Genomic DNA, 20,851 nt, shown 5'->3' on the forward strand with positions numbered 1-20,851 from the left:
TACTACATATTTTTTGTCGTTACCAGGGCAGCCATTCCTCGGCAAACAGCGGATATTTCTCAGCAATCCCGGCCACTTGCCGGCGAATCTTTGCCAATACTTCAGGCTGATTATGATTTTGCAACACTTTCCCTACTAAAACGCCGACCTCATACATCTCGGCTTCCTTCACACCACGTGTGGTTAAAAACGGGCTGCCGATGCGTATTCCACTAGATACATTGGGTGGCAAAGCATCGAACGGAATCATGTTTTTATTGGTGACAATCCCAACCGAGTTCAAGATATCCTCCGCCTCTTTGCCTGAGGGAATCAGGGGGGTAACATCAGCCACAATAAGATGTGTATCCGTACCGCCGGTAATTAACCGCAACCCCTGCGACAAGCAGCCTTGCGCCAGCGCTTGTGCATTCAAAAGGACTTGCCTGCTGTAAAGCTTGAACTCCTCAGACATACACTCCTTGAACAGCACGGCCCTGGCGGCAATCATGTCCATTTTCGGGCCACCCTGAATGTTCGGAAATACCGCTCTGTCAATTTTGTCGGCCAATGCCTGGCGGCAAAGAATAACGCCACAACCACGCGGTCCCCGCAGTGTTTTTTGCGTCGAAAAACTAACCACATCGGCGTGCGGCACTGGTGACGGGATAACCCCGGCGGCAATTAAGCCGACATCATGGGCACAATCAACCCACAAAAATGCCCCCACTGATTTGGCAATTGCAGCAAATCCCGCATAATCAATCAAGCGCGGATAAGAAGATGCACCGCAAATGATCATTTTGGGATTGTGCTGCTGTGCTAATTGTTTAACTTCCTCCAGGTCAATGCGTTCAGTTTCCTGGCTTACTCCATATTGAACAACATTGAACATCTTCCCACTGACATGAAAAGCCGCACCATGGCTCAAATGCCCGCCATGACTTAAACTCATTGACAAAATGGTATCCCCTTGCTTCAAAAGCCCATGCAAAATAGAAATATTGCCGATAGTCGCATTTGCGGCCTGCAGATTAGCATGCTCGCAACCAAATAACTGCTTGAGTCTTTCTATCGCCAAATTTTCAACTTCATCGGCAAATTCACAACCGCCGACAAAACGCCTGCCCGGATAACCTTCCGTATTCTTATTGGTAAAAACACTGCCTTCCAGGAAAGTCGCCAGAGGAGACGCATAGTTTTCTGATGCAATCAGGCCAAGCGTGTTTCTTTGTCTGTCTTCTTCCTGTTGGAGCAGCCTAGCCATGACTGGATCAAACCGTTCCAGCATTTGCAGTGTTGTCTCTTTTTCCATAAAAATACCCTCTTTTCTTTTTTGTTATTTTGGTAATGCGGCACCGAAAATAAAAAAGACCAAGAAGAGTGAGCTGTACTCACACATCTTGGTCTTAAATATCTCGGTAAATGAAGAATATTCACATACCAATAGATAAGACTATATTTAATTTGTATGTATCGTAACACAATTGTCTGAGAATTGCAATTACTTTTTTAGAGGATATTTTTCTTAACCATCATGTACCGGTTGTGCGCATCCTTTAACGCGACAATTAATGTTTTTTGCACCAGGCCGAAAAACCGCTGCTGGATATCCCGCACCATACCGTCAATCCCAGTGGCTAAGTTCTGTCCAATCAACAGTGACCGGATAAAATCCTGCGTCATGGTCCTGACGGTATTGCAGGTGACGTCTACAATAAGATCTGTCTCTGTATCAACAATAAAACTTAGAAAGAATACATTATAGACAGTAGAAATGGCATCTTCCTTACTTGGCTTTGCCTGTCCGGTGATAAAAATTGTATTCGGTGCATAGTCCATATTGCCCCACTCCCTTTCGACTACTCAAACACCGTGAAATAAGGCTTGTCCGTCAGCCTTCGCTTCTCGGCAGTATTGGTCTGCATTACCTGCTTGATTATAGTATATGGGTTTTACCTGTAATCATCAATATAATCAGGCAAGGTTTGTCCCGGGAGGGATGCTGAGTCTCTGCTCATGACGGCTTGGCAGAAACCGGGAAGGAGACTGCCACCAGTTACCTGCCAGACAGCTGTAATCTACTCTTGCTTCCTTTCCAACGCACTGGCAATCCGTTGTAATGCTTTATTTATGCCGCCCAGTTGCATTAATGTGTAAATAACCACGCCAGCGTACAAAACCATAAAGATCATCCCAAACGGAAAAAATCCATCATCTATCATCATTATTATCACCCCTCATATAGCTTAATCTATATGCTATGGAGTTATGCATAAAAATAAGCCCCCGGGAAGGCCCTCTTTGTCTTGCATTTGCCGTGCACTACGGATTTACTGATGCAGCAGGGAAAAACAACTATTGGTAGAATACCTTGGGAAATCAGTTATTTGCTGAGTTTAGTTATCAAAGCAAGCCACGATAGAGACGTTTATTTAGATAATATAACGATAAAGAAAGTGAATGAAAGCCAATGATTCAACACAGGCAAACGTTAAAAAATATAAGTTTTATACTTTTATTTATATTATTAATTATAGGATTAAGTAACTCTTCTCACGCAGCAAGCAATATATTCTTAACAGAAGAAGAACGGGCTTATATCGCGAAAAAGGGAGTAATAAAAGCGGTATCGCTTGACGGAGTAGCGCCAATACAATATTCAGATAAAAACAAAGAAGTACAGGGCATCTCCAAACGTGTGCTCCAGGAAATATCAGCAATAACAGGTCTTACATTCGAGTATACGTTATATGGGTCTTTACGTGAAGTGTTTGAAAGTAATGCAGAGATTGCTTTTGGTATACCCAATAATTATGCGCCCCCTGACATGATATTGTCTAAACCATATTTACGAAGCGAAACAATACTATATATAAATGCCGCGCAAGATCCCAATAACCTTGATAACAAAATATATGCTGCGGTAAGAGGAAGCGCACTTCCCAAAGGCATAAAAGAAGAAAATTCTATTTACTTTGAGACAAGAGAACAAAGCTTAGATGCCGTAGAAGCCGGAAGAGCTGATTATGGCTATGGTAATGCATATTCAGTAGCATTTTATACACTGCAAAATGGCTATAAAAATTTAGTTACAATTCCTAAAGGCAAAGAAGCAAGAGCATATTGTATTGGCTTTTTTCATGAAGATGAGATACTAATCTCAATTATTAATAAAGCACTGAGTGAGATTGGTGAAAATCAATTGCAAAATCTGGTGTTAGATGTTGCAGCACAAGTTGAAAGAAAAATTACTTTTTCAATGGTTATAAATAGGTATGGCAAAGAAATTACTTTTATCATTATTGGAGTCTTGAGTATCTTGCTATTTGCTATTACTTCCAATGTTAAAGCAAATAAGACTCTAAGAATGAATAATCGCCGCTATGAGGTCTTGTCTGAAATCTCCAACGAGTACCTGTTTGAATATTTTACAAAGACTAATCGCTTACAGTTGTCAGAAAGCTTTATTCAACAAATAGGAACTCAAGAAAACCTTAATGAAGCTAACAGGATACTAAAAAACATGTTAGCCAATACTGCTGCGGATAGGCAATATTTTGAGATTAAGCTTCCGCTTGCCAATGGCGAAGTAGGTATATTCAAGGTAATACACCTGAGTGTAAACGACGACAATGGAAATTTAGTTTCCATTATTGGCAAAGTAGTTAATATTAGTGATGAAGCTGCGAAAAGGGAAGAACTAGCCAACAAAGCGTTATTAGATGGCTTAACAGGTTTATATAATGCTATAACAACTAAGGAACTCATTCAAACCGCGATATGCAGCCGTCAGGAAAAACAACGGATTGATGCATTTATCCTGATTGATTTGGACTATTTCAAGGATATTAATGATACGCACGGGCATTTAGCCGGTGATAACGTATTACTCCAGCTGGGAAAAGTCTTGAAACAATCATTCAGAACCACTGATATTATTGGGCGAATTGGCGGTGATGAGTTTTGCATATATATGCCAAACATCCCTTCGCTCGATTTTGTTAAAACAAGATGCCAGAAAGTGAGCACACTAATCAATACAGCAATAGAAGATATACCAGTAACAATTAGTGTTGGCATAACATTAGTGGATCAGGATATGGGATATGAAGAGATCTTCAAAAGCGCAGACGAAGTTCTGTATCAAGCAAAGCGAGATGGCAGAAACCAAATTGTTGCTTGGGTGGAAAAATAATATAAAAAATTGCTGCGAGTCCAGGGTTAGCGTATTCATCCTTTAGAGCCTCTGTTTGACCAATAAAAGTTCCTTATCGGCGAGTTGGTAAGAAGATTCTTCTGTTCGGCCATACAGCCCTGACACGCATATAAGCTACCGCGTTATATACAACATCTTCAGATTGAATTCAATTTCATCAGGCTCGGCTTGCTTAATCTGTACATGACGAAAAGAATCTGACAAGATTGATGTAATCTCTTTCTTCTTCTCATCACTCATTCTAGAGCCGAAAATAACCTCTTTGACTGCATTTGCAGGAAATTGAAAGAGGTGAATTGAGTAAGGGGAAGCCTGAATGATTTTACTTGCTTCTTGTAGTGGGCGAATAATTCTCCATTCTTGTTCATAACTCCATTGAGTACTTTTTACCAGAAACATATCAGTACCTGACATTTCTAGCATGGGTAACGCCGGGCGTTTTTCACGATATTCAATTTTACGCAGATGACGAAATTCACCCTTCAGTCCTTTCTCCTCATGAAAGTAAAGATTATTTGCATCAAAACCAATTACAAATCCTTCGTGACTTGCAGCGTAATGAGCCCACATTAATAGATTATCCTGTTTCTCGGTAAGAGACAAAATTCCTATCTTATCGTTAAACCCTTCATCTAACATTTTTCGAACCATTGGGGCGTTAGACTCTACTATTTTGTGAAATAATGCTTTGGCATTTTTCCTTAGTTCTTCTTGGGCTTTTTTATAAAACATGTCAAAAGACATCATAGCTTGAAACTCTCTCGGTAGTTCGTCATATTTCTCTCGTAGCACTTTAGGCATAAGCTCATCAAAAGCGTTATACACTTCTTGCTCCTCGGAAAGCTTACTAATGTATGGCTTAACTTCAAATGGATCATTAAATGCTCCAGGTTGCGTATATCTAACCATACAATTCTGAAGAACGTCTATTCTATCTGGGGTAAGGTACTTATATAGTATCATAGACTCCTCCTAATACTTTAATTGCCAAAACAATATAAATACATATATTTACATATGAACCGATAAAATCCTGCCGCACTGTAAAATAATAACCACCCACCAGAAAACCCGGTAGGTGGCTATATCTAACCTTTTAGAACTTTTATAGCATTCCTAGCTAACAAATCACACCTATTATTCTTCTCATTATCGCTATGACCTTTTACCTTTACCCAACTAACGCTATGGATATTTAATAATTCTATCAACCTGATCCACAAATCTTGATTCTCAACAGGTGTCTTTTTACTAGTTTGCCAGTTATTCTTTTGCCATTTGTTAACCCAATTATCAGTAAATGCCTTACACACATAGGCACTGTCTGTATATATTACAACTTCACATGGCCGCTTTAATGTCTCTAATGCCTTAATTGGCCCTGTCAATTCCATCCGGTTATTAGTAGTATGCGATTCATTGCCGGACAATTCTTTTTCTATGCTTTTATATATAAGTATTGCTCCCCAACCACCAGGGCCAGGGTTGCCACTACAGGCACCATCGGTATATATTTCAACGCTATCCATGCTAAACTCCTTAATCATTAATGCTTCAAAAACGATCCTAAGTATTACTTTGCGGCTAAACTTTTCAATGTGTTTATTTTTCCGGCTTCGTAATATCAACAACTAATTTTTCCGACTGATAAACGGAATAAACTAACTCATGCCATTGTACAGCCGATAAGTAGGCCTGCCTTGATTCAATCATGTATCCAATAATTTTCAAAGACTTTCCAGCTATAAAGATAACAATAGACAAAATTCCATTGCTGACCATTAAACTAACATTGCTATCTGCTGGTATAGCTAGTGCTATCTCAAGAAACTCAGCTCGATAAACTGCGATTTTCACTGCCAGGGACAACAAATTGTGTGTTAATCCATAATGGAATTTATAATTTTTCGAAAGTCTCCAATAAGCCTCGGATTATCATACAATAAAGGTTGCTTTTCCCACAAGTATTTTGTAAATTCTATCTCAAATGCTTTGTTATAAGCAGTTTGATGTTCTAATGTTTTTTCCCCAATTGAAATTTGAAAATGGCTTTGCTACATGATGTTAGATACGCATGCTTCTATCTCTTTTATTTCATCTATGTTATTTAGTAGCTTGGGACTACAAAAGAAATATTCCTTAATGTACTTCATCTACCCACCTCTACCAAGTTTTTCTATAGACAATACACAATTCCTGCAAGATATCACACTATAAATTGTACAATTGCTAAAATGAGCAGTCGGCAGGAAGCATCCCGCTGACCAGGTATTACTTTTTAAAAGAACCTCTCGGCAACCTTTAGAATGACTCTGATATCTGTTCGACCATAAATACATTTCTATCATTTGCCTGCCCCATTAGATCCAAGTATAAAGAAAGTGCAGTAAGCAAAATTAATATATTACATGTCTGAATCTCAGTAAGATCTGAAGTATCCCTAAGATTGATTAAATAGGGAGAGTCTTCGTGAGCAATATATTTTTCAATAGAGTTGACAGATACATGAGTATCATCAAAGTAAAGCCGATATACACTTTGATATATTATTTCGAGATTTGCCCTTTTGGTTAATTGTTCGATTGGTTCTATATCACTTATCAGTCCATTATCTTTTTTAGCCTTTACCTCATCTCTCATTTGCTCGAAATGGAGAAGCAAGGGGACGCAAAATCTGCTTCGTAACAACACTTGATTTTATAATTTCTGGAGGGAGACTGGGGTCTGACACGATAGAAGCAAAATGTACGTCCCCACGCTTCCGTCTTAGGTAGCGTGTAAAAATGCCCCGTTAGCACGCGACCCAAAGTCCTTTTTGCCCCTATAAAAGAAAAAATCCGTAGGCTATAAACCTACGAATTTACTGAATTTCCTGGAGCGGGCAACGAGATTCGAACTCGCGACCCACGGCTTGGGAATTGGTCAAATGGAGTTTTACACCACCTAACCAGTCCCTAAGGTTCTAATGAAATCAGGATTTTCCAGGTTCAGAAGAATTATCTTTTCCTATCAAATCTAGCCCGTTTTATTGCGTTTTGTCCCGCAGATTGTCCCGCAAAATAATCCTAAATTAGTAGCTACGTTACTTTATATTATACATGTCATACCTTAACAAAAAGCCCCTGAGAACCTTCTACCTTACTTTGTATACTTACTCTTGATATTAAGCTCGTTAAGCTGCTAACCTTTCAACAACATACTGAGAACCTTCTATCTTACTTCGTGTACTTACTCTTGATATTAAGCTCGTTAAGCTGCTAACCTTTCAGCAACATACTGAGAACCTTCTACCTTACTTTGTATACTTACTCTTGATATTAAGCTCGTTAAGCTGCTAACCTTTCAACAACGTACTGAGAACCTTCTACCTTACTTCGTGTACTTACTCTTGATATTAAGCTCGTTAAGCTGCTAACCTTTCAGCAACATACTGAGAACCTTCTACCTTACTTTGTATACTTACTCTTGATATTGAGCTTGTTAAGCTGCTAACCTTTCAACAACATACTGAGAACCTTCTACCTTACTTTGTATACTTACTCTTGATATTGAGCTTGTTAAGCTGCTAACCTTTCAACAACATACTGAGAACCTTCTTAACGTTTCAACCAAAAAACTGTTTACTCAACTATTAATTCATAGTACTGATTAGGGTCATTCCTATTCAAAGCCACTCTCCGTATAAAACCTTTTGCTGCTAACTCTTCTAACACTTTTCTACTTACATTAGTACTTCGTTCAATTATCTTTGCCAACTCTTTTGTAGTTACTTTCCCACGGCTATACATAATCTCCAATGCCTGTTTATGATGAGACGGCAGACTATTCCACTCACTGCTCACCAGAGTACCAATCCGTTCTTGCCGCCGATTCCTTCTCATAAATACATTATTCTTCAGAGTAAGCAGTACCGACTGATTATTTGGTTCATCATAAATAGGCTCATCTAAAAAGAATGACTTCATCTCCTCATAAATACGCTTAACTCCTTCACCAAGTTCTTTAACCCAACCAAACTCAGTAAGAACTCTAGCAATTCTCGGATTCCTAGAATACCTGACCTCCCGAATATTCGATGTAGTAACAATGTTAGGCAGCTTGCCAGGACTCACTATCTCCATTCTATCGTCAAACAATAGAATCTTTATATCATCGCCTTGTATGTTATAAGCTCTATGTGTAACAGCATTTACAATGCCTTCTTGCCAAGCAAACGCAGGGTACTCCGGAATAGAAACAAACTTGCCATCCAGAGGATTGAGAGCTGTAAACGTCCGCAACTGGCTTTGAACCAAACTGCGTGCGGTTTCTATCTGCTTAACCAGAGGCCCTTCAATATATTCTTGTTTAATAATATTCATGCTCGTACCGACTTCTGCTTTTCCGCCTTCATACCGGATGAAACGAATACGGGCATTCGGAAGATAGGCACTTGGATATTTAGCAAAAAGCAATACCCCAGCAATTGTAATTAACGGTCTGTCTGCACTTCGCTTTGCTAAACCTCTGGCATAAAGGATTTGTAGCAAATCGTCTCCCTGAAAATTCACTGCCTTTTTATATTCGCTCAATAATTCTTCATCCAAGTCTTCCCAGCGACAGTCCTCAATCACGTTATCTTCAAAAAGACGTTCACCTTTGTCATACTCCAAGCTTAAACGCTGTTCAAAGGAAAGCTTCTTACTCTCATCACCAACCCGCAGGAAAACTTCATCCGCGCTATTTCTATGGACCCTATCTGAGCTGGCTTCAATATGGAGGAAGAGCAACCGGTCACTATTTCCATTATTCTTAATTACATCAACAAATTCAGGAGTATACCTAACCGAAGGAATGCATTTTTCAAAACCACACTGTATAAAATCATTAATTTTTACATTACCCTGTGCATCAATTCCTTCGATAGCTCTATCTTTAATTCCTATGGCTATCGTCCCACCATCGGCATTAGCAAACGCGATGACAGTCTCGGTTAACTTTGCTATGGATATAGAGGCGGACTTCCTATCAAAGTATTGGCTCTCGACACCAGGGGTAAGTAGAAATTCCATAGTTAAGTTTGTATTATATTTTGACAACATCCATCTCACCTCATCCTGAATAAAGATAATCTAATTTACATTATATACCAAAAAGGTTTAATAATACAGCATACACCATCAATTAGTATAAACAATTTTAGGTACATCTAAAATCATTATACTATAAAAAAGGAACCACCCCAAGGAATGGCTCCATTTAGTACAATTACGCAGCATCACGCCGTTCTTCCGGTATGCAGACAGAAGTCTGCACACCAACCGAATAGCCTGTAGATGATTCACGAAAAAGACCTTCTAGTGCCTTAACTGCAGTGTCTTGCATATCTGGTAATAAGTGGCTGTATGTATCCAATGTCATCGTGACTGTACTGTGACCAAGCCGCTCCTGTACAATTTTAGGATTTATCCCTTCCAGGAGAAGCAACGTGGCATGTGTATGGCGTAAGTCGTGAAATTTGATACTGCGGTCAATACCTGCGTCTACTAGCATTGCCTTGAAATGCCGTGTAGTAAAGTTGCTGGTATCTACCGGCCTGCCAAACATATTCGCCACCACAAAATTATTATTTTCGTATTTATCACCAAGTTGCGCTATTTGCTCTTCCTGCCATGTTTTATAAATTCGTAATTCTTCAGTAACTTTGTCAGGTAAGGGTATCTGTCGCTTAGACTTTTGGGTTTTAGGTTCTTGCAGCCATTGTCCGGTAACAAGTTTGCGCCCGGTTATTAGTGACCGCCTGACAAAAACTACACCTCGCTCCAAATCAACACAATCCCATTGCAGACCAAATATTTCACCAAGCCTCATACCGGTTGATAGTGCCAATAATATTACGATATATGGAACTTGACCTTTTTGCTTAGCAACACAAAGTAACGCCGTCACCTGCTCTTTCGTCATAAGGCATATCTCTTTCTTGGTTAGTTTAGGCGGAATCGTATCTTTTACTACATTTCTTATCACCAGCCCTGCCTTAACGGCTTGTTCAAGGGCCATACTTAAGTATCTTCGAGTGGCTTTAACTGTACTTGTTGAAATACCATTTCCATTCTTTCCTCCCTCATTTAATAGCTTATTTAGTAAGCGTTGGACATCCGGAGATTTCAGTTTTCCAATCTGAACATTACCTAGTTGTGGCTTCACATAACATCGCAAACAGCCTTCATACTTATCATACGATTTAACCCGAACTTTTTGTTTAACATAATCTTGTAACCAACGTTCTAGCCACTCCCAAAGTGTAGTTTTGTCGGTACCCGGCAGCAAACCACCCTCCAAATTCTCCAGCCATTGTTGACCAATTTTTAAAGATGCAGCCTTTGTCTGCGTTCCTTTGAGCTTTTTGCGTTTCGTTTCACCAGTCATGGGGTCTTTGTAGGTAACTTTAACAAAATAACATTCTCTTTTTCTATCCCATTCCAGAGTGCCTTCCCCATGACCACGATGTGAACTATTTGCCATGTTATTCCCTCCTATCCCAAATAATGTCTGACTAAGCACCTTGTGTGCATGCCTCATTAAGCAGACTGTCAACATACCACGACGGAACAAATACTCTTTTGCCTACACGCACCGACGGAATAACGCCTTTTTTTACAGCCGCATATATCCCTGCTCGGCTCATGGGAATTGGTCCTCCATTTTTTCTTAACAGTTCCGGTAATTCGTAAAGTGTTTTGTTGATTGACATGTGTACATTCCTCCTAATTAATCTTATAAGAGATGCGCAGTGTCATCTCAAATTGCTTATAACAAATTTATTTCGACTAACAGTACCATACACCACTAATTACTCCTCTCGCCCTGCATAATCCATATAGCTTTAACTTCGACACTTGTTATTCATTAGCAATAACCGAAAAGCTTTTATTTATTTAGCTTATCTTTTTTTTTAATGAAATTTCATTGCTTAAGAAATTACGTTTCTTTTGTAATATAAAAAAATTTCCTTCCCAACTATATCACGTCCAAACTACGCCCATTTTTATATTTCCATTTTCGTCTGGGTCATTAAATTTTTTCACGAGAACACTATTGTCATTTTCAAGAAAGTACTGCACTCCTTTAGACTCCTTTGCTTCTTCATTGCCACATATGCCTATTTTAGCTAGGTCACGGTACGCTAGCCACAGGAATGCACCAAAGAAATTCACCATGTTTTTAGAATATTCTTCGACCAGTTCTTCGGAAGTCCACATTCGTTTTTCAATGGTAAGTGCGTATTTACGGTACTCCCGAACAACTGCTGGTGAAAGTCGATGCTGAGCACCATTAATCAACCTGTAACTCGCAATAAACTCATAAACAGTATCACTTGGGTATTCTGTAATTTTGCCAACCCCGCGTCCTCCACCGCGTCTCTCCGGCTGAGGTATTAACTTATCATTTTCATAATTAAGGAGAGTTCTCGTTGTTATTTTAATTTTTTTATTATCTAACTCTTGTACAATGGTAGTTGGATTCTTAACATTAGTGGACTCATTAAAGTGCATACAACACCTCTTATCAATTATTATAATGAATAAGAACTTCCGTTTCATTTTTAATATTAATATACACTGGATTTTTAGTTCAGTCAAGTACTTTTTGATTTTTTTTAAATAGCTAGTTGTAAAAGTAATACTACATATAAAGAAGCCACTGGCACTCAAAAATTGAGTAGCCAACGGCTTCTTTTTTATACAGGTGCTCCTCTTGAAAGCCAGTCTCGCAAGGCGTCCCGGTAAACCTTATATACCCTTCCTATTTGTACTCGCGGCAAGGTGCCTTCTTTCAGCATTGCATATACTTGATTTGTGCTGATGGAGAGTATCTCGGCAACCTGCTTCGTATTTAAGACAAGTGGATAATTATCCCAACTATTGGATTGCATTAGCAACATCCTCCTTGTGAGACAGCAATACCATCAAAGCTGCGGTACTGTTGTACTTTTCAGCGTAATCATAGGCATCTCTGCCCAGATAATCATTAGCAGTTTCTACGGCTGCACCGTTTTCTAGTGGTAACTTAATCATAGCAACATCGTTATTACGCACAGCAACCATTAGCGGCGTAATTTTCGCTTGCCCTGCTATTATGTTTGGAGTTAGTCCTTGGCCTAGCAAACCTTTAACTCCGACCAAGTCTTTAGTGGCAACCATTTGAAAGAGCTGTCTATGTGGTTTACGCACTCTTGCTCACCTCGTCAGTAATCTTAAGAAATTCCCGCTTGTGTTTTTTTAGGTCATAGGGGTAATCTTGAATTAGCCTATCTAGCCGATGACGCAATTCTGCCGGAACAGCAATTCCCATTAGTGCTGACCATCTATCTAAACAGCAGCGCCGTTTAATCCCACGTAACAATTTCAAATTTAAGGGTGGTTTAGGTAATCCGCTTTCGTCATAAATGGCTATTGACTCGTATTCACCGCAGTTAACCATCAAATCTCTAGCGGTCATACCAAAATCATTAGTCACATAACAATCCGGGTTATACCTTACCAATAACTTAACCATAGCAGGTGTTGCTGCCAATATTAGTGCAAAACCAACAAGTTCAGGGAAGTCCTTAAAGCCTTGCTCTAGCAAATATTCAGCCATTTGCTCATGCCCGTTTTCTACAGCGTGCCACAGAGCATACCAACCTACATCATCTCGGGCAAGTATATCCACGCCCCCGTCTAGCAGGTTTATTACTTCTGCTAGGTCACCCATCCTGGCTGCAAAATTGAAATTCTCATTAAGAATTGACTGGTTCATCTTCATCGTCTCCTGTGTATTTTTCGATATTATCTCTCATGTCCTGAAAAACCTCCGCTGTCATAATGGGTAGCATTTTGCTCCCATAAAGAGCTTGACTCTGCGGGTCGCCAGTAGGATGTCCGTATAGCAATTCCTTTGCATACTGTTCAGCTTTTTCCACCATTACAGCATCAACACTAGTACCACCCTGTGGCGCTGGTACGCCGCCATATATATTAACTGCTTTTAACACCTCAACTGCGATTCTGCTATCACCACTATCGAGTGCGGCCTCCATGACATCTAAAGACTTAGTTACCATTCCCCTAAGCCGTTCATGGGCTTCACTCCAAAGCTCTTTGCGACGAGAATTGAGCTGGGCCATAAAAAAGGGGTTACGAGTCTTCCATCTGGTTATAGTATGTCTATTCACTCCGAGCACCTCGGCAGTTTTAACCACGCCAACACCGGAAGCAAGAAGGTCTATAGCATTCAATTGCTGAACAGTCAATTTAGGGTGTATTGGGGAACTATAGGGCATAGTATTCACCTCGCTTACAATAACAGTCTTCCATCTTCAAGAAATCGTTCAGGGTTTAGCTCAATGGTAATTGCAGGTAAGCATTCGTACTTCGAGCCATATAAAACTATTCCCCTTGCAGAGCTCTCATTATGCTCTAACGCTACTCCTTCTTTAGCTAAGGAATACAAGAACTGATGCAGTTCAGGCGCTACCGATTCAAATTGACAAAGAAACCTTGACCAATCTTCAGATATTTCCGGCTCCACCGTTGGCACTACCGGTTCTTTTCCGAACTTTAACGCTGCAAATTTGTCAATAAGGGACATTTGAAACACCTCACTAGTATCATTTATAATAAAATAATAAGTTTGTAATAAGCCGTTATTACAACATATTACCTGCCTGTACCGATACATTTAGCCGATGTAATAATGTAATAAATTTTTCAGACATACACCCAAATATTTTAAGAGCGTATCCTTACCTCCACAGCAGAGATATATCAAAAAAATATATGGTATATTATCATTTATTACTTTATTACATTATTACAACAAGCTATTGTCATCGGTACTGGCCGGACTATTTTTGTAATAAATTTGTAATAACTTTTATTACATTTATTACGCCAGCAGTGGCAAGCGGATTTCGATTACCATAGCATTTTTTCTATCAGGGTTGCGTTTGCTTTTATAGTCAACTTTTTTACCCTTTGAGTTGATATGCGGTATTAGCCATTGTCGGGCTAGAAAATCCGCCTTGACTCTGATAGCATTAAACCCGCCATCTTTCATTGCCCTTGTAAAAGTACCTGAGTTGATAAAGACCGTGTTGCCGTCCTCAATCCAGCCGTATTCGTATCGCGCATCACAATCAAAGCGTCGGGTATTTTCTTGCATCCATGAATGGAAGTGCATAATGGCACGGGTTGCCTCATCTGCTTCCGACTTGGTTTCTAACTGTTTAGCAATGGTTTCAAGCATTGCCCAGCAATCATTTACAGCAGTGTCTTCATCTTCCGCAAATATCCATTGCGAAACCAGTACATCTGCTGTGGCGATAAGTGCAAGTGCGCTTTGATGACTACCCATTAGGTCGGATGTTTGCTCTTGTAGCTTTTTGCAAATGGACTGAAATAGTTCGCTGAGCTCAGAGTAATCAATAAGCCGCCGGATAAACTCTGACCCTGCCGTACCATAGACACTATCTAACCTCTGGTGTAACTTCGAACCGTAACTTTCCGGAACAACACTTTGCGAGTGGAGTTCAAGCACCCTACTTTTAACACCGGTAGCGGAACTGGTATCAGACATCGGATGTTCTCCTGTGGTTATCGCTAACGTTCTCCAGTTTTGATAGTTGGCTAAGCCACCAGTTTTGTTACCGCGTGTCCGGCCCTTCCCTTCTCCGAGCATGTAAAGAAGCGACTCAACAAAACTTTGCTTATTAGCAACTGCAACTATCTGCTTTTCATCAATAACAAGCGGTAAGTTTGATAGAAAGCCGACCTGCTGCTCGAGACCAACTCCGGTTGTATTAAAGGTCATCATTCCTTGATGTGGGTTACCCCATACAGACAATGCGGCCTTAGCTACTGCAGATTTTCCTGCGCGGCTATCCCCCCAGATGTGGAGTGCAAAGTTACGTTGCTTTAAAGGCTGCATCATAGGTGCTGCAAACCCAGCGGATAAGACGAACCTGCTTAATGGGTTACCTCGCATAGGGTTCACCAAGTCTATCCATTCCTCCAAAGTACCAGATGGCTTAAAAGCATCAGCCAGTTTAGCATTTCCGCCCTCGGCATCAAGGATAATATTGCTAAGAGAAGGTACAAACTCTCTGTCATTAATCCAACCTAGTCGATTAATAGTGGAAATTACCGGGATATCATTGGCAGCCTCAACATCCGCTAAGTACTTAACCAATAATCTTGCTGTTTCACTTGTAACAGGAAGTCCAAAGTTCGCCAAGTCCACTATTTTGGTCTTAGAGCATATAGTACTCCGCTCTGTCCGTATTGTCCGCCAGCGATTGTCCCTTTTAAAAAACAGTTCCACTTTCTCTGTATTTTCATCTACATTCTTTAGGCGTCTGGCAATCGTTATTGGGGTTGGTGAAACTGTTATCTTTCCTTCTTTAGTCCAAGCTTGGATGCCCTTCGTGGTAACCACCCAATTTTCCGGAACAGTAAACTCATAAGGTAACCCTTCAAATATATTAGTTGCCGATTGCTGCTTATCCCATTTCCTAACAGCTTCGTCAACTGCGCTCTCAAGGTGCTTTATGTTTAACTTCTTTCCGGCAAGTTCCCTAAATTCAACAATTGCCTTACCATATTCCGCTTTATCACGGTTTTTCAGTACTCCCAGTGCTGAAACATACTCCTGGTTAAATGCAGCAGTGGGCTGTGATGCTACTCCTTGCCACAACTTTCTTAATACCAGCTTCGCTTTAAACACGGCTGAAGTTGCCATTGCTATAGGTGATTTAACACCACATCCACCCGATGGACAATTATGAAAACCTACTTTATCTTGTATGTACTCGCAGGTGTGCGGCCCACCATCCTGCAAGCAATGTCTAATTTTTTCATCAGTTTCTTCAACAGAATATCCTGTGTAAGACCGACTAAACTGATGAATTACTTCGTTTCCCTTTTCCAATCGGCATAAGTTGCTCACCATAGCAAACCAATCGTTTTCGTGAAGGTTAACTGCATTGTCACGACAATGTTGAATGAATGCACAGTTTTCCACGAGTACTCGCACGCTATCATCAGGATTAAGACCCCTATCTATTTGCGGTTGTATAGGTTCCGCTATTGGTAAAAACTCTTCAACTTTTTCGATAGTATACCGCCGTTCAGGGTGAGCTTCTAATATCTCAACTTTTATTGGCTGCTCTGGATATTTATAATTGAGAGTTCCAGGAACACGCAATATTCGGGCAAGGTCTGACGTGTTATCTAGCTTCCAGCCATTTTCTTTACCTTTATCTTTCAACAAGCCTTGAAACCTGCTCATGAGTTGTTTTGCTCTTAAGTTTTCAGCTTCATCTAAATCCCAGGGAGTATTCAGCAGCCAGTAAGCATGTAAGCCATGTCCCGAATTTATAATTACTGAGGGTAATAGCGGAAAGCTATTCACAAAATCTACTGCTTCCTCAATACCTTGTGGCAAATTAGTCTCTTTATGAGCATCCGCTTTAACGTCAATGTCAGCCCAAAGACAGGTAATACAGCGAACATCTTCAACTTTGCCCCGCCCGCTATCCAGCTTTTTCCTGCGTAATCCAAGACCGAAATAAACATCTTTTTTTTGTGACGACAGTTGTTTAGCCATATCAATGGCACTCGTAAGCTGTGTAGTTTTAAACCATTTTGTTTGAAAATACTGCTCACATTTTTGTTTATATGCAATGGTCATCCAACCGTCTTGACATTCCCCAAAAAGAAAGTGAAACCAATTGGAAATATCGGTACCCTTTGTTGTATTAACTGATTCTGCAATAACCGGTAAAGCCACAGGATTTGTATCTGTAATCATAATGAAAACCACTCCTTGAATGTAATTGAATTTTGTTTTGCATCTGCATTTTTCATGAATTCCAATAATATCCTTCACTTTTCGTTGTCATCAATGTATACCTTTGTATTCTATGGATAATGAGCAATGCTCAAATATCAAAATTGCCGCAATTAATTTACTGCTTTTGCTCCTTTTTCTGTATTTCTCATTTGTATTTGTGTTCCTATATATTATTATACCTGCCCATACATTTTTCGAAGGGTTCTTATATAATTTATTATACCTAAATAAAATTTAACCAAAATTTGTAATAGAGAGCATTTTGGCTTTAAAAATTTCTAAATTCTTACCTATTATTAATTATACCTAGACAGTCTGATACTGAACAAAGAGCGTAAAAAAAAGGCTCTAAGGCCAAACTTCAAACTATATCAAAACCTTTCTGGCTGCCGCTTTTAGCTATATTATCTGTTGCTCTTTAAAGCTAATGTACTTTGAACTCCTTCCGATAATTACATGGTCCAAAACTTGTATTCCCAATAATTTTCCTGCCTCTACAAGCTTCCTGGTTAGTTCAATATCTTCCGGACTGGGCGTTGGGTCACCTGATGGGTGATTATGAACGAAAATTGCACTGGCACTGGCACGTTTTATGAGCAGCTTGAATACCTCACGGCAATGAACCAGGCTTGCATCCAGTGTGCCTTGCGATACCGTTTCCTGAAAGAGAACATGATGCTTGGTCGATAGACCCACAACACGGAAGTGTTCTGTCTGGAGGTACTCCATATCTGAACGTACCAGATTACAAACATCTTGAGGGCTACGAATAATAACTCTTTTATCCGCCACAGGTGCATTGACTTTCTTTACAAATTCCAAAATAGCAGTAAGCTGCCGGGCTTTCACCGCGCCAATGCCTCTAATTAATTTAAGTTCATCCTCACTGGCATTCATTAAATCTTGTACTGTAGGAAAAGAATTCACTAATTCAGTTACCATATATCCATTAGGCTCTTCACGCAAGCAACCTGCCAGCAAATGTCTCATTGTATTCATTATGCATTCCTCCACAAATAAAATAACCAGCCCTTGCACGGTTGTTATAGCACCCGTAACAAGAGCTGGATTTTTGCAAAATCACTAACCCCAACACGCTCATCAGCCTTACAAATCATCCACCTTAAAACAGGGCTCTCCACCTGCCCTACAACCAAACAGCCATTTCGCCAATACCACCCCGTCAGATAACCCAACCAGATAAGCGGCTTCCTGTTCAGCACATGTCTCTTCCTCTTTGCTGTGCACATTGCCCATCAAATTAGGTTTTATCTCACTCATCCCGGCTACAACCCTGCGGCCAATAAAGTCCAGCAAATCTTTTTTAAAGCTGCTCATGCCGCACCCTCTACACTGACCCGCTCAAGCATAATACGGACTTGTTTACGAAGTACCTCAATGGTAGAACGGACCTCTCCAAGATTTGCTTCCAGTAAGCTTTCATATTCACCAACCTGCTGTTTTAACCCTTGAAGCTGCTGAATAGCGTTGCTGGCAGCAGACTTTGATACTACCTTCTGGTCGCGCAGCGTTGCCGCAAATTCTGCCGCAAGAGAAGCCAAAGTTTTCTTAACGCCCAGCACTTCCGCGTTACCACCAAGCATATTGCCAATTTGCGATACCTGGGACAGCACATGTCCACGCAGCTTTTCTTCCAGCATCTGTTTCTGCTCAATAGCGTTGATAACAGGCAAACAGTGCATTTCCGCATTATTCCCCGGCAGCAGTTTCACCAGAGAATTCATGGCCTTAACCGTGCCGGCATGAACAGCAGGCGTGAAATAAACGGCCCCCGCAGGTCGAACTCCAATAGCCTGACATTCTCCCAAAACAGTTTTTATCATCTTGCGCAAATGGTCGCCCACAAAATAGTCACGGTACTTATTGTACTGCATTTCCGCTTTGCGCAGAGCCGGCATGGCTTCGTCCGACAGAGCGGTGGTCTTAATACTGCCCCACTGCCTTTCAAACTCAATTTCACCAATTTGCTCATAGTTAAGCCGGACATTCTTTTTATCCCTGACCTCTTTAATCATATGGCGTACCACTCGTTCTTCTGAAGATAGGACTTCCCGAACCATCAGAACTTCCGTGATTTCCTCGCCAGCCCTTAATACGCCGCCTACTTCTGAGGTGGCTCGGCGAAAGGCATCGGACGGGCGTATCGGCGCGGGTACATACTTTTCCGGCAAGCCGACATTAGCTGCCAAATTTACCAAATCGTCGCGAAGTATTTCCATATCGCTGACACTGAACCACACAAGGTTTCCCAGGATAGTATCTGCCTCGCCGCCTCTGACAGCATATAAGTTATTCATATTGTTCATATTCCATCGCTCCCCTATATTTTTTGAAATAATTCTTTAACAATGCTTTCATCTAGCAAATCCGCTATATGCCACACAGCATCTGACCAGAGCTTAAGCTCACAAGCACTGCTGCCAATCAAAAGGCTATATATCCGGAATTGCTTTTCGGCCTTAAGTTTATGCAGCTCTTGCAAAAACACATCGCTTAGCCGGCACTCCCCATCGGTAATCAATACAACGTCAGCCTTGGCAAAGCCGCCTGTTTGCAATTGCTGCATTGCCCAGCGCAATGGCTGTTCATAGTCCGTACCGCCTCCCAGAAACTCTGTCGCCAGCTTTAGCAGCTTATCCGGCGGGCGTTTACCTGCCGGGAATATATCTGTAATGAGCTCACGGTGCTTACTGGCAAACAAAGCGTACCCGAATGCCCGGCGTTCCCTTTCTGCAATTTCGGCTAAGCCAACCGCTACCGCCTTTGACCAGACCTCTCTTTCCCCCCGCATAGACCCCGAGGTATCCACAAGTGCCAGAACCGGCCCCTGCCCCCGATAGTCTGTCTGCCGCAAGTCATATTGCATCAGCTGTCTTTCTGTCATTTTTCTATAGAAATCCAGCTTTAGAGAAGGCTTTCGCAATGATAACAGTTCCTGGTGCAACATATGGTTGATGTCGCTACCCTGGGTAATACTATGCAGTTCAAGCCGCTGCTCCAACTTTACCTTGCGGGAGGCGGCTGCGATATTGCGCATCCGTCCTACCAGCTTGGTCATATCCCGGAATTTTTGCTGTCCGCGCAAGATTGTTATGAGGTTTGCCTTTTTATCATAAGGCAAACGGTTAAATTCGCCTTGCTGCAGCCCCCATGCCATGATAACGCTTTCGGTTGCTTCTAGTTCCAAAGTTGCTGCACTAATCGCACTATCTCCGGCTTTCCGCACTACCGACTGGTTACTGGCAAGAACTGCTTTTACGTCATCCATAGCCGCCTTAACCGCGGCCAGCGCCCGCTGAGCTTCCTCTGTGTGATTATCCAATAGCTCAGCTTCCCTCTTTCGCTCTACTGCATAGTTAACTTTTTGAACCGCCTGCCGCAGCTGGACATCCTCCTGAAGCTGATTCACAAGGGCTTCCAGCAGGGCTTTACTGCCCAGGCCAGCCCCAAACTCATCACACTGCGTATATTGCCGTAATTCTTGATAAGCAGGCGATTCCAGCATTTTAGCCATTTGCGCCTGATTGAACAGGTATTCCGGCATTACCTCCCTCACCGGGATTAATTCCGGCATGGTCTTATACAGAGAAAAGAATATATCGGCAGACAGCTCCCCCACTGTCGCCAGCAGGATTCCCCCATTAGTTACCATCGCCTGCAACTCCTTTGACTGGACAAATACATTATCATAGGCGGCACGGTCGAATACATCGTGCCGGACGGTATGGCGAGACAGCTTTTTATTAGTTTGCTTCATTG

Annotated in this window: 22 protein-coding genes; 1 reads left to right on the top strand and 21 read right to left on the bottom strand. The window is 41.1% G+C overall.

Translation table 11 applies throughout. The annotated features are described in order from the left end of the window. Positions 1 to 19 precede the first annotated feature (19 nt). The 3 genes from glyA to SPSPH_RS22120 all read right to left on the bottom strand — a co-directional run bounded on the left by glyA (position 20) and on the right by SPSPH_RS22120 (position 2,207). Complete coding sequence (gene glyA, locus SPSPH_RS22110; protein WP_233139040.1) at positions 20 to 1,294, bottom strand: serine hydroxymethyltransferase; 1,275 nt, start codon at positions 1,292 to 1,294, stop codon at positions 20 to 22. Between the two features lie 197 nt (positions 1,295 to 1,491). After that, on the bottom strand, positions 1,492 to 1,821 hold the full coding sequence (locus SPSPH_RS22115; RefSeq protein WP_075756332.1) for a DUF3870 domain-containing protein: 330 nt from the start codon (positions 1,819 to 1,821) through the stop codon (positions 1,492 to 1,494). A 239-nt stretch (positions 1,822 to 2,060) separates the two neighbouring features. Then, the gene (locus SPSPH_RS22120) at positions 2,061 to 2,207 is read right to left on the bottom strand and encodes a hypothetical protein (RefSeq protein ID WP_158027086.1); all 147 of its coding nucleotides are present in this window, start codon (positions 2,205 to 2,207) and stop codon (positions 2,061 to 2,063) included. A 245-nt stretch (positions 2,208 to 2,452) separates the two neighbouring features. On the opposite strand from SPSPH_RS22120, the gene SPSPH_RS22125 reads away from it, so the two are divergent. Beyond that, positions 2,453 to 4,177, top strand: coding sequence for a transporter substrate-binding domain-containing diguanylate cyclase (locus SPSPH_RS22125; RefSeq protein WP_075756333.1), 1,725 nt, complete (start codon positions 2,453 to 2,455; stop codon positions 4,175 to 4,177). A 135-nt stretch (positions 4,178 to 4,312) separates the two neighbouring features. Here the strand turns inward: SPSPH_RS22125 and SPSPH_RS22130 are convergent, their stop codons facing one another. From SPSPH_RS22130 to SPSPH_RS22205, 18 genes are all read right to left on the bottom strand, one after another. Next, positions 4,313 to 5,161, bottom strand: a complete 849-nt coding sequence (locus SPSPH_RS22130; RefSeq protein ID WP_083945570.1) for a DUF2971 domain-containing protein — start codon at positions 5,159 to 5,161, stop codon at positions 4,313 to 4,315. A 125-nt stretch (positions 5,162 to 5,286) separates the two neighbouring features. Then, positions 5,287 to 5,727 (bottom strand): ribonuclease HI, encoded by a 441-nt coding sequence (rnhA, locus tag SPSPH_RS22135; RefSeq protein WP_083945571.1) that lies wholly within the window; start codon positions 5,725 to 5,727, stop codon positions 5,287 to 5,289. Between the two features lie 73 nt (positions 5,728 to 5,800). Continuing rightward, positions 5,801 to 6,055, bottom strand: a complete 255-nt coding sequence (locus SPSPH_RS22140; RefSeq protein ID WP_146196573.1) for a hypothetical protein — start codon at positions 6,053 to 6,055, stop codon at positions 5,801 to 5,803. 444 nt (positions 6,056 to 6,499) lie between these two features. Beyond that, positions 6,500 to 6,838 (bottom strand): DUF5677 domain-containing protein, encoded by a 339-nt coding sequence (locus SPSPH_RS23625; protein WP_143558995.1) that lies wholly within the window; start codon positions 6,836 to 6,838, stop codon positions 6,500 to 6,502. A 980-nt stretch (positions 6,839 to 7,818) separates the two neighbouring features. Then, the gene (locus tag SPSPH_RS22145) at positions 7,819 to 9,279 is read right to left on the bottom strand and encodes an ATP-binding protein (RefSeq protein ID WP_075756336.1); all 1,461 of its coding nucleotides are present in this window, start codon (positions 9,277 to 9,279) and stop codon (positions 7,819 to 7,821) included. 166 nt (positions 9,280 to 9,445) lie between these two features. Continuing rightward, a complete protein-coding gene (locus SPSPH_RS22150) occupies positions 9,446 to 10,702 on the bottom strand; it encodes a tyrosine-type recombinase/integrase (RefSeq protein WP_075756337.1) in 1,257 nt (418 codons plus the stop codon). Positions 10,703 to 10,733: 31 nt separating this feature from the next. Continuing rightward, entirely contained in the window at positions 10,734 to 10,931 is a 198-nt protein-coding gene (locus SPSPH_RS22155) for a hypothetical protein (protein ID WP_075756338.1), read from the bottom strand. A 271-nt stretch (positions 10,932 to 11,202) separates the two neighbouring features. Then, the gene (locus SPSPH_RS22160; RefSeq protein WP_075756339.1) at positions 11,203 to 11,733 is read right to left on the bottom strand and encodes a hypothetical protein; all 531 of its coding nucleotides are present in this window, start codon (positions 11,731 to 11,733) and stop codon (positions 11,203 to 11,205) included. Between the two features lie 185 nt (positions 11,734 to 11,918). Further along, positions 11,919 to 12,122 (bottom strand): helix-turn-helix domain-containing protein, encoded by a 204-nt coding sequence (locus tag SPSPH_RS23630; protein WP_083945573.1) that lies wholly within the window; start codon positions 12,120 to 12,122, stop codon positions 11,919 to 11,921. After that, entirely contained in the window at positions 12,100 to 12,411 is a 312-nt protein-coding gene (locus SPSPH_RS22165) for an ankyrin repeat domain-containing protein (RefSeq protein WP_075756341.1), read from the bottom strand. Before SPSPH_RS22165 ends, SPSPH_RS23630 begins: the two co-directional genes overlap by 23 nt. Beyond that, a complete protein-coding gene (locus SPSPH_RS22170) occupies positions 12,404 to 12,979 on the bottom strand; it encodes an ankyrin repeat domain-containing protein (protein WP_075756342.1) in 576 nt (191 codons plus the stop codon). Before SPSPH_RS22170 ends, SPSPH_RS22165 begins: the two co-directional genes overlap by 8 nt. Continuing rightward, a complete protein-coding gene (locus SPSPH_RS22175) occupies positions 12,960 to 13,502 on the bottom strand; it encodes a helix-turn-helix domain-containing protein (RefSeq protein WP_075756343.1) in 543 nt (180 codons plus the stop codon). The genes SPSPH_RS22170 and SPSPH_RS22175 overlap by 20 nt, the downstream gene beginning before the upstream one ends. A 14-nt stretch (positions 13,503 to 13,516) precedes the next feature. Further along, positions 13,517 to 13,810: a hypothetical protein gene (locus SPSPH_RS22180; RefSeq protein ID WP_075756344.1), complete on the bottom strand. Its 294-nt coding sequence runs from the start codon at positions 13,808 to 13,810 to the stop codon at positions 13,517 to 13,519. Between the two features lie 297 nt (positions 13,811 to 14,107). Next, positions 14,108 to 17,029 (bottom strand): DUF927 domain-containing protein, encoded by a 2,922-nt coding sequence (locus SPSPH_RS22185; RefSeq protein WP_075756345.1) that lies wholly within the window; start codon positions 17,027 to 17,029, stop codon positions 14,108 to 14,110. 441 nt (positions 17,030 to 17,470) lie between these two features. Then, positions 17,471 to 18,070 carry a RadC family protein gene (gene radC / locus SPSPH_RS22190; protein ID WP_075756346.1) on the bottom strand — a complete coding sequence of 200 codons (600 nt, stop codon included), beginning with the start codon at positions 18,068 to 18,070 and terminating at the stop codon, positions 17,471 to 17,473. Between the two features lie 108 nt (positions 18,071 to 18,178). Further along, the gene (locus tag SPSPH_RS22195; RefSeq protein WP_075756347.1) at positions 18,179 to 18,409 is read right to left on the bottom strand and encodes a hypothetical protein; all 231 of its coding nucleotides are present in this window, start codon (positions 18,407 to 18,409) and stop codon (positions 18,179 to 18,181) included. Next, positions 18,406 to 19,398 carry a DUF6744 family protein gene (locus SPSPH_RS22200; protein WP_075756348.1) on the bottom strand — a complete coding sequence of 331 codons (993 nt, stop codon included), beginning with the start codon at positions 19,396 to 19,398 and terminating at the stop codon, positions 18,406 to 18,408. Before SPSPH_RS22200 ends, SPSPH_RS22195 begins: the two co-directional genes overlap by 4 nt. A gap of 14 nt (positions 19,399 to 19,412) precedes the next feature. Continuing rightward, a complete protein-coding gene (locus SPSPH_RS22205; protein WP_075756349.1) occupies positions 19,413 to 20,849 on the bottom strand; it encodes a VWA domain-containing protein in 1,437 nt (478 codons plus the stop codon). Positions 20,850 to 20,851: the final 2 nt, after the last annotated feature.

Source organism: Sporomusa sphaeroides DSM 2875, assembly GCF_001941975.2.
Lineage (GTDB): Bacteria > Bacillota > Negativicutes > Sporomusales > Sporomusaceae > Sporomusa > Sporomusa sphaeroides.